Genomic DNA, 12,141 nt, shown 5'->3' with positions numbered 1-12,141 from the left:
CAAAGAAGAATGATCAGACACCGACAGAGGGCAAACCGGAGAGTGCCATGGCCAGCTCCTGCTCATCGTACTCATGGTCGCTGAGTTCACCGGCGAAATACGCCGTGTATGCCGCCATATCGAAGTGGCCATGCCCACTGAGATTGAACAGAATGACCTCTTCCTTGCCCTCACGCTTGCAACGCAGCGCCTCATCAATGGCGCCTTTGACTGCGTGGTTAGCTTCCGGTGCCGGCACAATGCCTTCGTTACGGGCAAACAGAACGCCCGCTTCAAAGCATTCACGCTGGGTATAAGCCACAGCCTCAAACAGGCCAAGTTCCTTGGCATGGGAGACCATTGGTGCCATACCATGATAGCGGAGCCCACCGGCATGGAAGCCCGGCGGGGTAAAGTGGGCACCCAGGGTGTGCATCTTGGTGAGCGGTGTCATCTGGGCGGTATCGCCGAAATCGTAGGCATACTTGCCCCGGGTCAGGGTCGGACAGGCTGACGGCTCAACCGCCACAATCCGGGACTTCTCTCCGCCACGGAGCGCGTGCCCCATGAACGGGAACGCCAGGCCGGCAAAGTTGGAGCCACCGCCGGTGCAGCCAACAATGACGTCCGGCCAGCAATCTGCCATTTCCATCTGTTGCATGGCTTCCAGACCAATCACCGTCTGGTGCAGCATGACGTGGTTGAGCACAGAACCCAGAGCGTACTTGGTATTCGGGTCCTGCACTGCCAACTCAACGGCTTCAGAAATGGCGATGCCCAGGCTTCCGGTATGGTCAGGGTTCTCTGCGAGCACTTTGCACCCGAACTCCGTCAGTTCCGAAGGTGAAGGCACACATTTGGCACCGTAGGTCTCCATGACGGCTCGTCGGTAAGGCTTCTGGTCGTAGGAGACCCGAACCTGGAATACAGTGACATCAATGTCGAACAGCGAGCCCGCAAACGACAGGGACGTGCCCCACTGTCCTGCACCAGTCTCAGTGGTGAGGGTACGGATACCCGCCTGCTGGTTGTAGAATGCCTGGGGGATCGCAGTGTTCGGCTTGTGGCTACCCGCTGGGCTGACACCTTCGTACTTGTAGAAAATTTTGGCCGGCGTACCCAGTGCCTTTTCCAGACGATGAGCCCGGTACAATGGAGCCGGCCGCCATAGCTGGTATACGTCACGCACTGGCTCGGGTATGTCGATCTCCCGCTCAGTAGTCATTTCCTGCTCAATCAGGGCCGCAGGGAACAGCGGCTCCAGATCCGATGCTCCTACGGGTTGCTGGGTTCCCGGGTGCAGCACCGCAGGCAGCGGCTCAAGAAAGTCTGCCTGCAGGTTGTACCAGGCTTTCGGCATCTGGCTCTCGTCCAGAAGGAACTTGGTTTTCATGTTCTGAAGCCTCTGTTTTTCAAGTTGTTAGAGCGTTCAGAATACCCATTCCAGGCCAGCATAAAAAGTTCTTCCCGGTCCCGGCTCGAAATAGCCGCGCTCGTCCACCGGTCGGTTGGCATTGGCGTTGATTCGCACATTGGCGAAGTAGTCCTCGTCCAGCAGGTTTCGGACTCCCCCGTATAAATTCAAGGTCTGCTCAGACCACTGGAACGAACCTCCGGCCCGCAGCCCCACCAACCAGTATGCGTCCACCTCCGTCTGGTTACTGTTCTCTGCGTACAGGTCTCCGACGTACTGCCATTCCAGCGCTGCGAAACGACCTGCCAGGCCACGCCATTCCATTTCATTCACCCAGAGTTCTCCGGGCAAACCGGGAATATCGTTGCCATCGGCATCATTACCCTCTTCGTCGGTGAAATTGCGCAGTTCATAGTCCGCTAGAGTGAGGGCGCTGGTCAGCCGCCAGGCATAGGAAATATCCCACGCCAGCCCGAGCTCCAGACCGTTGCGGCGAGTTTCTCCGGCATTTTCATAAAAGGTCTGGCTGCCCAGGTTATAGGGCAATATTTCGTCATCAACCCGTATTGAGAACACAGCAATATCGTAACTTACCCCCTGACCGAGCAATCCCCTCATACCCAGTTCCCGGTTAAGGGCTTGCTGGGGTTCAAGGTCCGGGTTAAAGCCTCCCCCGTTCGGGTTGGCAAATTCCGTGAAGGTCGGAGACTCAAACGCGGTGCCGATCGAGCCATAGACCTGGTGGACAGGTGTGATCCTGTAGCTGATGCCTGCAACACCGCTGACCTCTCTGAAATTCCGGCTTCCCGAGTCATTGCCGTCGGTCAGCCAGTGATCGTCAATCGACAACCGGAGGTAATCGTATCGGGCTCCCAGTGACACTGTCAGTTGCTCGGAGAGCGCCAGGTCACCCTGACCGAACATCGCTGTACTGGTCGCATTCTGGGTTTCTGCCTGGCTCTGACCGGTCACCTCACCGTTGATCGAAATCAGGTAGCGCCTCCGTTTATCGGATTGTCGGTGCACATCCAGGCCCGCAACCCACGTCAGCGGCATACCCACCAGATTGCTGGCTTGCTGGTATTGCGAACTGACGCCATAGAAATCGCGGTCATAGGCAATGCGGCTGCTGCCCGGAAACGGTAATTGCTGCGCAAAATCCCGGTGTGTATAGAAGCCAGTGACCGAGTAGTGACCGGGTAATGCCAGGGAATCATCGAACTGCAGGCCGAACGTTTGTTGGTTAACAGCCTGGCTGCTGTCGAGGCTCTTTGCCAGCGTCGTGGCCTGCTCCGGATCATCCTCGCTCTGGGCCAGGTTTAAGCCGCCGGGGTCCTCGGCTTTGGGGTTGTGTAGCGCATTGAGCGTTGCTGTAAGTTGGCGCCCGGCCGAGAAATCGTGGGACACACGGGCGTTCAGTAGCCCCTTTTCTGCGGCGCTGTGTTCCCGATGCCCATCGACATTCAACCAGGACAGGGTTGCAATCGCGCTGGTGTCGTCCCGGCTACCGTTCCCCTGAAACGCAACCTTCCGATACCCGTGGCTCCCTCCGTCAAGACGGAGGCGGCTGGCCTCCGGCAACTCGTCTCCCAGTGCAGTAGAGATATCCACTACCCCGCCGGCGGCGTTGCCGTACTGAACCGATGAGGGCCCGCGAATGACTTCAATACGCTGCGCCGAGTCCAGATCGATTGCGTCTATCTGGGACTGGCCATCCGGGAGTGTGTAGGGAATGGCGTCCACCAGAATCCGGATACCCCGAATGCCGAACGGGGATCTCGCGCCAAAGCCGCGTGTGGAAAGGCGGAGGTTCTGCGCAAAGTTGTACCGGTTCTGGAAAAACAGGCCAGGTACCGTGTCCAGGGATTCATCCAACTGCTGGCGCTGCTGCCCTTTCTGAATATCCGGGGCATCTATGACCGAGACTGCAGCCGGGGTTTCATAGAGGTTACGGGTGAGGCGGGGTGCGGTTACCTTCAGCACCAGGTCTGAGTCAGATGATCTAGCTTCCTGGACTGCTGCTTCCTCAGCGACTACTGGTGCGGACACCGCCAGGGGCATGAGCGACACTAATATTGATTTTAAATACTTGTTATTAGTCAAGACAATCTCCTCCTCGGCCTGAGCTCAGGTAACCAGCCTGAATGCCCGGACGAAACAGATTTTCAGGGCAGCGGGTTACCTCCATTCAAACCAGAACAGGCAAGTCAGAAAATGATCATTTAATTTGCTTATTATTGTTCGTTAGTCGTAAGCCCCAGGTAGCAAGAGCCCCGGACTGTACACCTAGACCCATGTCGAAATCAGGTCTACCAGCCATGGAACCACCAACGCCGTTGCAAACGCTGAAAGCGCCATCGCGAGCCCGGAAAAAGCGCCCATCTGAGTGCTGACCTGAAACGCCCTCGCCGTTCCAATACCGTGAGCAGCCACCCCCATGGCAATGCCTTTAGCGGTATCGTCCTTTATCCGGATCCACTCAAAGAGCTTGGTGCCCAGCACGGCCCCGGTAATGCCGGTCACCACAACCAGCACTGCAGTCAGTGATGGCAGGCCACCGATTTTTTCTGAGATGCCCATGGCAACCGGGGCCGTTGCTGATTTGGGAGCCAGCGACATCTGGATTTCAGTCGACCCGCCGAACAACCAGGCAAGACCAATGGAACTTCCAGCTGCAATGATAACGCCGGAGATCAGCGAGATAGTCACAGGAAGCCATAGCTCCCGCAGCCGGGAAAACTGTTGATACAACGGAACGGCCAGAGCCACGGTGGCGGGTCCAAGCAGGAAGTGCACGAACTGCCCCCCTTCGAAGTAGTCTTCATAGGGTGTGTCGGTGAGCAGCAGAAGTCCGATCAGCATGGCAACCGACGTGACAACCGGGTTCGCTAACGGATTGGAGTTGGTCCGCAGGTACAGCCGGTAGGCCAGGCCATAGGCAACCAGCGTAATGGTCAGTCCCAGCAACGGCGAGGCCGCCAGGTATACCCAGATATCCTTGAGCCCGGGATCATTCATCGCCCTGACCTCCGGTAGAACGGCCCAGCCAGCGCGTCGTGAACTGCATGATCAATGCCGTCGCCACCATGGTTATGATCGTGCTGAGCAACAGCGCCAGCGTAATCGGAATCCATTCATCTGCAATCCGGCTGAAATGCGCCATCATGCCGACACCGGCCGGCACAAAGAGCAGAGACAGATGTGAAAGCAATGCTGAAGAAGCGGTACCCACCGATTCCGGGACTGCCCCACGGATCCACAAGGTCAGAAACAACATCACCATGCCCAACACCGGTCCGGGGATGGGGACCCCTGCCAGGCGGACAGAAACCTCACCTACCAGCTGGTAAACGAGCAACAGGGTAATTCCATTAAGAAACTGCATACCGGAAACTCCACCCATTACGAGACGATCAATTCCCAAGCATAGCCAGATACAACGATCACGAATACTGAACAGAAGTCGGGTTCCCACGATAATCGTGATCCACAGCAAAAACACTGGAACCTTTCGATGGGTCACATCGTTAACTGTTCACTAACCTCGTATACTTGCAAGCTACAATCAAAAGAAGCCTTATTCAAAAGAACCCTTACACCCGTGGAGCACAACAAGGAATGAAACGCCTAGGAACACTGGACGCCTCGTGGCTGGCCGTAGAATCTGACGATACCCCAATGCATGTGGGCACTCTGCAGATTTTCTCCCTCCCGGATGAAGCTCCTGATACTTTCCTGCGGGATATGGTCGCCCGTATGAAAGAAGCCGGCGACGTTGCCCCGCCCTGGGGCTCGAAGCTGGCGTGGTCCGGTTTTCTCGGACGACTGCTGGCGCCAACATGGAAAGTCGACAAGAACATCGACCTGGATTACCACGTCCGCCATTCTGCCCTGCCAAAGCCCGGTGGCGAACGCGAGCTGGGGGTGCTGGTTTCCCGCCTGCATTCAAACCCGCTGGACTTTGATCGTCCACTCTGGGAATGCCACGTTATCGAAGGGCTGGAAAACAACCGGTTCGCACTCTATACCAAGATGCATCACTCGATGATTGACGGCATCAGCGGCGTTCGCCTGATGCAACGGGTGCTGACCACCGATGCAGACAAGCGAGACATGCTGCCGCCGTGGTCAGTGCGGCCTGAACGTCGTCGGGGTAACAAGTCTGATTCCGAAGCCACGATTCCCGGCGCCTTCTCCCAGGCCATGGAAGCGCTGAAACTTCAGGCGGATATGGCACCCCGGCTCTGGCAGGCGGGTAATCGGCTGGTGCATTCCGTGCGTCATCCGGAAGATGGCCTGACAGCCCCCTTCACCGGCCCGGTATCAAAAATCAATCACCGGGTGACCGGCCAGCGCCGCTTTGCTACCCAGCACTATCAGCTTGAACGCCTCAAAGCACTGGCTCATGCCTCCGGCGGTTCATTGAATGACATTGTGCTGTATCTCTGCGGCACGGCCTTACGGCGCTTTCTGCTGGAGCAGGATGAAGGTCTTCCAGATACGCCTCTCACCGCCGGCATTCCTGTAAACATCCGTCCCTCTGATGATCAGGGAACCGGCACACAGATCAGTTTCATGATTGCGTCTCTGGCCACCAACGAACCGGACCCGCTGAACCGCCTCCAGCACATCAAGACATCCACCCGGCGGGCAAAGGAACACCTGCAGAAACTGCCGAAAAGCGCCCTGACCCAATACACCATGCTGCTGATGTCACCCTACATTCTACAGCTGATGTCTGGCATGGGTGGCAGGATGCGTCCGGTGTTCAATGTCACCATTTCGAACGTACCGGGGCCTCAACGCACGCTCTATTACGAAGGGGCAAAACTGGAAGCCATGTATCCAGTGTCGTTGATTGCCCATGGCGGTGCGCTCAACATCACCTGCCTGAGCTACGCGGGATCGCTGAACTTCGGGTTTACCGGTTGCCGGGACACCCTGCCCAGCATGCAGAAACTGGCGGTCTATACCGGAGAAGCTCTCGATGAGCTGGAAACCCTGATATTGCCGCCAGACGGGAAGAAGTAGAAGGTTATCCCAGAGATGGGATAATTTGATTACGCCTTGTCACTCTGCCAGTTGGCTGCGCCAACAAAGATCAGTTGCAGGAAGTGGGTTGTCCGCTTCCTGATCTGATCCACCTGATAATCGTCCTCTACCGCAACGCCAAGCAGATCGGTCAGACTGAAAGCCACCGTCCGGACCACCAGATCACAGGTAACATCCAGATCCTTGTCCGAGAGGTGTTCAGCCAGGCGAAGCCGTCGCAGGTCGTTGGCCAGTTCGCTGGCAAAGAAACGCATCTCGCTGCGAATGCCTTCCTGCACTGCCCGACTCTCACCAGCCAGACCCTGCGCCATAAACAGAAAGAAGTTCCGGTTTGACTGGGCATGGTTAATGAAAATGCCAACGGACTCTTCAATCAGCTTGTCGGCCTGAAGTACATTTCCCCTTGCTTCTCGCATCATCCGCCGGAGAACCAATCCCAGCTCATCCACCAATTGCAGTCCCAGATCGTCCATATTACGGAAATGACGATAGAAGGACGTAGGGACAACCCCCGCCTGGCGCGTGACTTCCCGGATGCCCAGACTGGCAAAGTGCCGCCCCTTACCTACCAGCTCCAGCGCCGCGTTCATAAGCTTCTCGCGGGTTTCGCCCGGTTTTCTGCGTTGTCGGTGATCTGCCATGGCTCGCCTGTGTTCCCTCCTGACTACAGGACAACAAGTGTACACATTCAAAAAATCCTGAGCACAAATAATTTGTCATTTTGAGCCAACAAAGAACTCTGCATTGCCCGAACCAGAACTCGTGTGTACAGTCGTACACATTAGTGAACAACTGTACACATTAGTGCAGATGACGCAGTGGAGAAAACACCATGCTAGCAAGACAGACCCAGAACAAAGCGCTCCAGTGGCTTGGCAGGCAGCTTTTTAACCGGGATGACCCGGCTGCCTTTTTCGATCCGCTTCTGGAACAGGTCAATCCAATGTGGGTACAACAGTACACACCGGCGCTGGTAAAGCAGATCATCAACGAAACATCCGATACGAAAACCCTGGTTTTGAAACCAGCTGCACACTGGGAAGGTTTCGAGGCCGGCCAGCACGTGAACATCTGTGTCGAAATCGACGGTGTTCGCCATGACCGCACCTTCAGCCTTTCCAGCGCTCCTGCCCTCTGGAAAAAGCAGGGACTGGTTACCCTGACCATCAAGCGGCTTCCGGGCGGCCTGGTGACGAACTGGATCCACGACCGTCTTGAGGCCGGCACCACTATCGGCCTTAAGGAAGCCTTTGGAGAGTTCCGTCTGCCTGCGACACCCCGCCCAATCCTGTTCATTGCGGGTGGCAGCGGCATTACCCCCATCCTGAGCATGCTGGAAACCATGGCAGCGGATGACTACCGCGCACCAGTAACGCTGTTGTACTTCGTTCGTACCAGCAGCGACATCATCGCTCGGGAAAAGCTTGAGGCCCTTGCATCTCGATACCCGGCGTTGACCCTTACCATCATTATTACCCATGAGAGCGATGAGCCCCGCTACCTCCGGGAAAGTGATTTGCAGGCGGTACCGGGCCTGAAAGCACGCGACGTTTATATGTGCGGCCCCGGTGGCCTGATGGACCTGGCAGGATCCCAACTCCAGAACCTCGGAGTTAAGGAAGACAGCATTCACAAGACCTTCTTTGCAGCTCCGGCGACAGTACTGGACGGCGGGGCGGTGGGCGGCACCGTGCAATTCGCAAAAAGCCAGGTGGAAGTCAGCTCCGAAGGTGACGCCAATCTGCTGGAGATGGCTGAAGCGGCAGGGCTGTCGCCCCGCTATGGCTGCCGGATGGGCATCTGCCACCAATGCAGCTGCCGGAAAACCAGCGGCACAGTGATCAACCGAATCACCGGTCAGTCCTCCGGCCCCGGCGAAGAGAACATCCAGCTTTGCGTGTCCGTGCCCCAGGGGCCGGTGTCCGTCGAAGCCTGAACAAATTCCGAACAGATACATGCCGGCTGAGCCGACATGAGGAGCAGAATCATGATCAAGATGAATGAACAGCAACTGGCTGAACTGGAAAAAGACCTGAATGCGATCCGGGATGAAGTCCTGGCTGATCGCGGTGAGCGGGATGCCCAATACATCCGCTGGATTGTACGCCTGCACAGGACACTGGAAGTGAGTGGCCGGGTGATGATGCCTTTCGGTTTTATCCCACCGGTTTTTGTGGCCGCCACCGCCGCCCTTGGCCTCTCCAAGATCATCGAGAACATGGAGATCGGACATAATGTGATGCACGGCCAGTATGACTGGATGAACGATCCGTCCCTGCACTCGCAGACCTACGAGTGGGATACCGTGTGCACCAGCGACTCCTGGCGCCGCACCCACAACTATGAACACCATACTTACACCAACGTCATCGGCAAGGACCGCGATTACGGCTACGCTGTTCTGCGCCTGAGCGACGACGTGAAATGGCACCCGGGCCACCTGTTCCAGTTCGTCAACTACATCCTGCTGACGGTTCTGTTCCAGTGGGGCGTTGGCGTTCATGAGCTGGAGAGCGAACGTCTGCGCCGGCGGGAAATCACTTGGAAATCAAAACTGCCCTTCCTCAAGGACTTTTTCCGCAAGGGCGGACGCCAGGCCTTCAAGGATTACGTCTTCTTTCCACTGATCACTTTCCCGGTTGCACCGATCGTGCTGGCAGGAAACATTGGAGCTAACCTGATTCGTAACCTGTGGTCATCCACGGTTATCTTCTGCGGCCACTTCACTCAGGATGCGGAGACATTCACCGAAGAGGAATGCGAGAACGAAAGCAAGGGACACTGGTACCTGAGACAACTCACCGGCTCATCCAACTTCACCGGTGGTAAGTGGGTACACCTGTTAAGCGGGCACCTGAGCTACCAGATCGAACACCATGTGTTTCCTGATCTGCCGGCACACCGCTATCCGGAAATCTCAGAAAAGGTACAGGCTGTATGCCGCAAACACGGCATCCACTACAACACCGGCAGTTTTGCCCGCCAGTACGGCACGGTACTGAAACGAATCATGACCTACTCACTGCCTGACCGTATGCGCCAGAAGCTGACTGCACCACAGCCCGCTCAGGTAATGTGAAGTAAGCGCAGCAACTGAGGCCGATGCTGATCCTGGATCACATCGGCCAACGTGTATTTATCAAGCGCCGAAAGAAAGGCCTGAAGCGCCTCGGAAAACATCGACTTGAGACCACAAACGGGCGTGATCCGGCATGAGTCACTGGACGCCTGACATTCAACGATACTCAAATCCTGCTCGGTCTCCCGAACCAGAATCCCGACATTGATATCTTTCGGAGCCATGTGCAGGCGCATACCGCCCTTCTTTCCCCGAACCGTTTCGATGTAGCCCTTTTTATTGAGCTGATGCACCACTTTCATCAAGTGGTTCTTGGATATACCGTAACTGTCAGCAATTTCCTGGATGGTCGCCAGGCGGTCACCCTGAACTGCCAGATAAATCAACACTCGCAGAGAGTAGTCTGTATAGCGGGTGATATGCATGTATTACTCCAGTTCGTCACAAGGCATAGTTCAACGGGATGGTCGAGTGAGCAAATAGCTGGCTGATCCGACCAAAAACAGAGCAACCACTGTCAGAACCACCGCAGATGAGCCCATCACAAAAAGCAGGCCCCAGCTCAGAGTCATCATAGTGCAGGCCAGGATTTTAGCGTTCAGCGGCACCACCCGATTCTTCCGCCAATTCTCGATAATTGGCCCATACCTGGGATGTTCGTCGAGCCATCGGGCGAAGGTCGGAGACCCTTTACTGGCGAAAAAAGCTGCAAGGAGAACAAATGGAGTTGTAGGTAACAACGGCAGAACCACACCCGCAACCGCAAGTCCGACGGAGACATATGCAAGAATCAGAAAACTTGTTCTCCCCGACCCTTCACTCATAACAGCAGCCCCACCAAACTCTATACCTTCATTTATTCTACATTATTAGATCGCTCTCATCTCCCAGGATACCGCTTTAGAGCTTTTCGTTACCTCACCAGGGGTATCGGAATCCAGGCGCTAATCTGCAATACTTCATCTACAGTACTTATATACACGTCACGCACGCAGGATTCGTTCCCATGCCGCAAAAATTGACAGACCGCTTTGGCCGCACCGTAAACTACGTGCGCCTGTCCGTCACAGACCGGTGTGACTTTCGCTGCGTGTATTGCATGGCTGAAGACATGACCTTCCTGCCTCGGCAGCAAGTTCTCAGCCTTGAAGAGATTGCTCGCGTGGCTCGTAATTTTGTGTCTCTGGGCACCGAAAAGATCCGCCTCACCGGCGGTGAGCCCATGGTCCGCAACGGTATACTCGACCTGGTCAGAGAGATTGGCTCCTATGGTTTGCGGGACTTCGCCATGACCACTAATGGAAGCCAACTGGCGACCATGGCTGAACCGTTGCGCAAGGCTGGCATGCACCGCCTTAACATCAGCCTTGACTCCCTCGATGCCGACAAATTCCACAGCATTACCCGGACAGGCAAGCTCAACCAGGTTCTCGACGGCATCGACGCGGCCCGCAAAGCCGGGTTCCGGAGCATCAAGCTGAATACGGTGGTGATGAAAGGTCGCAATGACGAGGAAATTCCCGAGTTGATCGAGTTTGCCCGTCGCAAGCAGGTAGACATCAGCTTTATTGAGGAAATGCCGCTGGGTGAGATCTCCGAGCATGATCGCGGTCTTGCGCTGTGTACCAGCGAGGAAGTCAGAGAGACCATTCGGCAGCACCATGAACTGGTTCCTGCAACTGAGGACTCCGGCGGCCCCGCCCGCTATTACCGCATGCCGGACAGCCCGATTCGGGTCGGCTTTATTTCACCCCACTCCCATAACTTCTGCGCCACCTGCAACCGTGTGCGGGTGACGGTGGAAGGCAGGCTGCTGCTGTGTCTGGGTAACGAACATTCCGTTGATCTGCGCAGGGTACTGCGGGCTAACCCGACATCGGACAACAAGCTCCGCCAGACCATCATCAACGCCATGGACCTGAAACCTGAACGCCATCATTTCTCAACCAATGGCGACGTCCAGATCCTTCGTTTCATGAACATGACGGGGGGGTGACACCCCAGTTCCCCGATCTTTCATCTTTCCCTTTCCGGCTCATTGCTCCGTGTGCATTGAATCCATGCGGCTATGATCCATTGACTCCATCAGCAACTCTCCGGAATCACTCGCCGGCATCGGACTGTTCAGGTGTCCCAGAGTTACTTCGCTGAATTTGAGAACGTTCCCGCCATATTCACTGGCAAACGCTTCAGCACTGTCCCGGCTAGCGAACGACGCCAGTGTTGGCCCCATGGCTCCCATGCGATTCGAGCCAGCCACGTAAAACGCATCCCGGGCATCAATCAGGTCCGTGTCGTCAGGCTCTGTCCACTCGCTTTGTGCCATGTCATGAACATAAAGCGTGTGTTCCCGGTTGATGTTTTCCGGCTGCAGGACCCAGGCAAACATGTCTTTGGTGGAACAGAACTTGTGAACCTGATGTTCCTTTTCGGTGATGGCCTCTCCTTTCGGTCCCGGGAAGCCACTGATCACCATGCCGCAGACATGGCATTCGTCGCCACTCTGGAAGTTCACCGGGACCGGTTTGCTGGCCACTGCTTCTTCGGTACCACCGCAGGCTGCCAGCGTCATGGCCGCCAGCAGTACCAACAACCCACTGAGATTTGATGGTTTCAT

The 12,141-nt window shown here is 56.1% G+C and carries 12 protein-coding genes; 4 read left to right on the top strand and 8 right to left on the bottom strand.

What is annotated here, in order from left to right:
- Nucleotides 1–13 precede the first annotated feature (13 nt).
- The 4 genes from FWJ25_RS02330 to FWJ25_RS02315 all read right to left on the bottom strand — a co-directional run bounded on the left by FWJ25_RS02330 (nucleotide 14) and on the right by FWJ25_RS02315 (nucleotide 4,778).
- The gene (locus FWJ25_RS02330) at nucleotides 14–1,372 is read right to left on the bottom strand and encodes a TrpB-like pyridoxal phosphate-dependent enzyme (protein ID WP_149598627.1); all 1,359 of its coding nucleotides are present in this window, start codon (nucleotides 1,370–1,372) and stop codon (nucleotides 14–16) included.
- Between the two features lie 36 nt (nucleotides 1,373–1,408).
- On the bottom strand, nucleotides 1,409–3,496 hold the full coding sequence (locus FWJ25_RS02325; protein WP_149598626.1) for a TonB-dependent receptor family protein: 2,088 nt from the start codon (nucleotides 3,494–3,496) through the stop codon (nucleotides 1,409–1,411).
- A 183-nt stretch (nucleotides 3,497–3,679) separates the two neighbouring features.
- Nucleotides 3,680–4,411 (bottom strand): LrgB family protein, encoded by a 732-nt coding sequence (locus tag FWJ25_RS02320; protein ID WP_149598625.1) that lies wholly within the window; start codon nucleotides 4,409–4,411, stop codon nucleotides 3,680–3,682.
- On the bottom strand, nucleotides 4,404–4,778 hold the full coding sequence (locus FWJ25_RS02315) for a CidA/LrgA family protein (RefSeq protein ID WP_149598624.1): 375 nt from the start codon (nucleotides 4,776–4,778) through the stop codon (nucleotides 4,404–4,406). The genes FWJ25_RS02320 and FWJ25_RS02315 overlap by 8 nt, the downstream gene beginning before the upstream one ends.
- A 233-nt stretch (nucleotides 4,779–5,011) precedes the next feature.
- Here FWJ25_RS02315 and FWJ25_RS02310 point away from each other — a divergent pair, with 233 nt between their 5' ends.
- Nucleotides 5,012–6,424, top strand: a complete 1,413-nt coding sequence (locus tag FWJ25_RS02310) for a WS/DGAT/MGAT family O-acyltransferase (protein WP_149598623.1) — start codon at nucleotides 5,012–5,014, stop codon at nucleotides 6,422–6,424.
- 29 nt (nucleotides 6,425–6,453) lie between these two features.
- On the opposite strand, the gene FWJ25_RS02305 is transcribed toward FWJ25_RS02310, so the two are convergent.
- Complete coding sequence (locus FWJ25_RS02305; RefSeq protein ID WP_149598622.1) at nucleotides 6,454–7,086, bottom strand: TetR family transcriptional regulator; 633 nt, start codon at nucleotides 7,084–7,086, stop codon at nucleotides 6,454–6,456.
- Nucleotides 7,087–7,277: 191 nt separating this feature from the next.
- Here FWJ25_RS02305 and FWJ25_RS02300 point away from each other — a divergent pair, with 191 nt between their 5' ends.
- A complete protein-coding gene (locus FWJ25_RS02300; protein ID WP_149598621.1) occupies nucleotides 7,278–8,381 on the top strand; it encodes a ferredoxin reductase in 1,104 nt (367 codons plus the stop codon).
- A 51-nt stretch (nucleotides 8,382–8,432) separates the two neighbouring features.
- Nucleotides 8,433–9,524, top strand: a complete 1,092-nt coding sequence (locus FWJ25_RS02295; protein WP_149598620.1) for a fatty acid desaturase family protein — start codon at nucleotides 8,433–8,435, stop codon at nucleotides 9,522–9,524.
- Here the strand turns inward: FWJ25_RS02295 and FWJ25_RS02290 are convergent.
- Together FWJ25_RS02290 and FWJ25_RS02285 are read right to left on the bottom strand one after the other, a co-directional pair.
- Nucleotides 9,512–9,949 carry an Rrf2 family transcriptional regulator gene (locus FWJ25_RS02290; protein ID WP_149598619.1) on the bottom strand — a complete coding sequence of 146 codons (438 nt, stop codon included), beginning with the start codon at nucleotides 9,947–9,949 and terminating at the stop codon, nucleotides 9,512–9,514. The genes FWJ25_RS02295 and FWJ25_RS02290 overlap by 13 nt on opposite strands.
- A gap of 30 nt (nucleotides 9,950–9,979) precedes the next feature.
- Complete coding sequence (locus tag FWJ25_RS02285) at nucleotides 9,980–10,348, bottom strand: YbaN family protein (RefSeq protein ID WP_149598618.1); 369 nt, start codon at nucleotides 10,346–10,348, stop codon at nucleotides 9,980–9,982.
- 182 nt (nucleotides 10,349–10,530) lie between these two features.
- Here FWJ25_RS02285 and moaA point away from each other — a divergent pair, with 182 nt between their 5' ends.
- Nucleotides 10,531–11,520, top strand: coding sequence for a GTP 3',8-cyclase MoaA (gene moaA, locus FWJ25_RS02280; RefSeq protein WP_149598617.1), 990 nt, complete (start codon nucleotides 10,531–10,533; stop codon nucleotides 11,518–11,520).
- Nucleotides 11,521–11,559: 39 nt separating this feature from the next.
- Here moaA and FWJ25_RS02275 read toward each other — a convergent pair whose 3' ends face one another.
- A complete protein-coding gene (locus FWJ25_RS02275; protein WP_149598616.1) occupies nucleotides 11,560–12,141 on the bottom strand; it encodes a nitrous oxide reductase accessory protein NosL in 582 nt (193 codons plus the stop codon).

Origin of the sequence: Marinobacter salinexigens (assembly GCF_008370345.1) — a bacterium.
In the GTDB taxonomy this organism is placed as follows: Bacteria; Pseudomonadota; Gammaproteobacteria; order Pseudomonadales; family Oleiphilaceae; genus Marinobacter; species Marinobacter salinexigens.
This window is presented reverse-complemented; position numbering and strand designations above follow the sequence as displayed.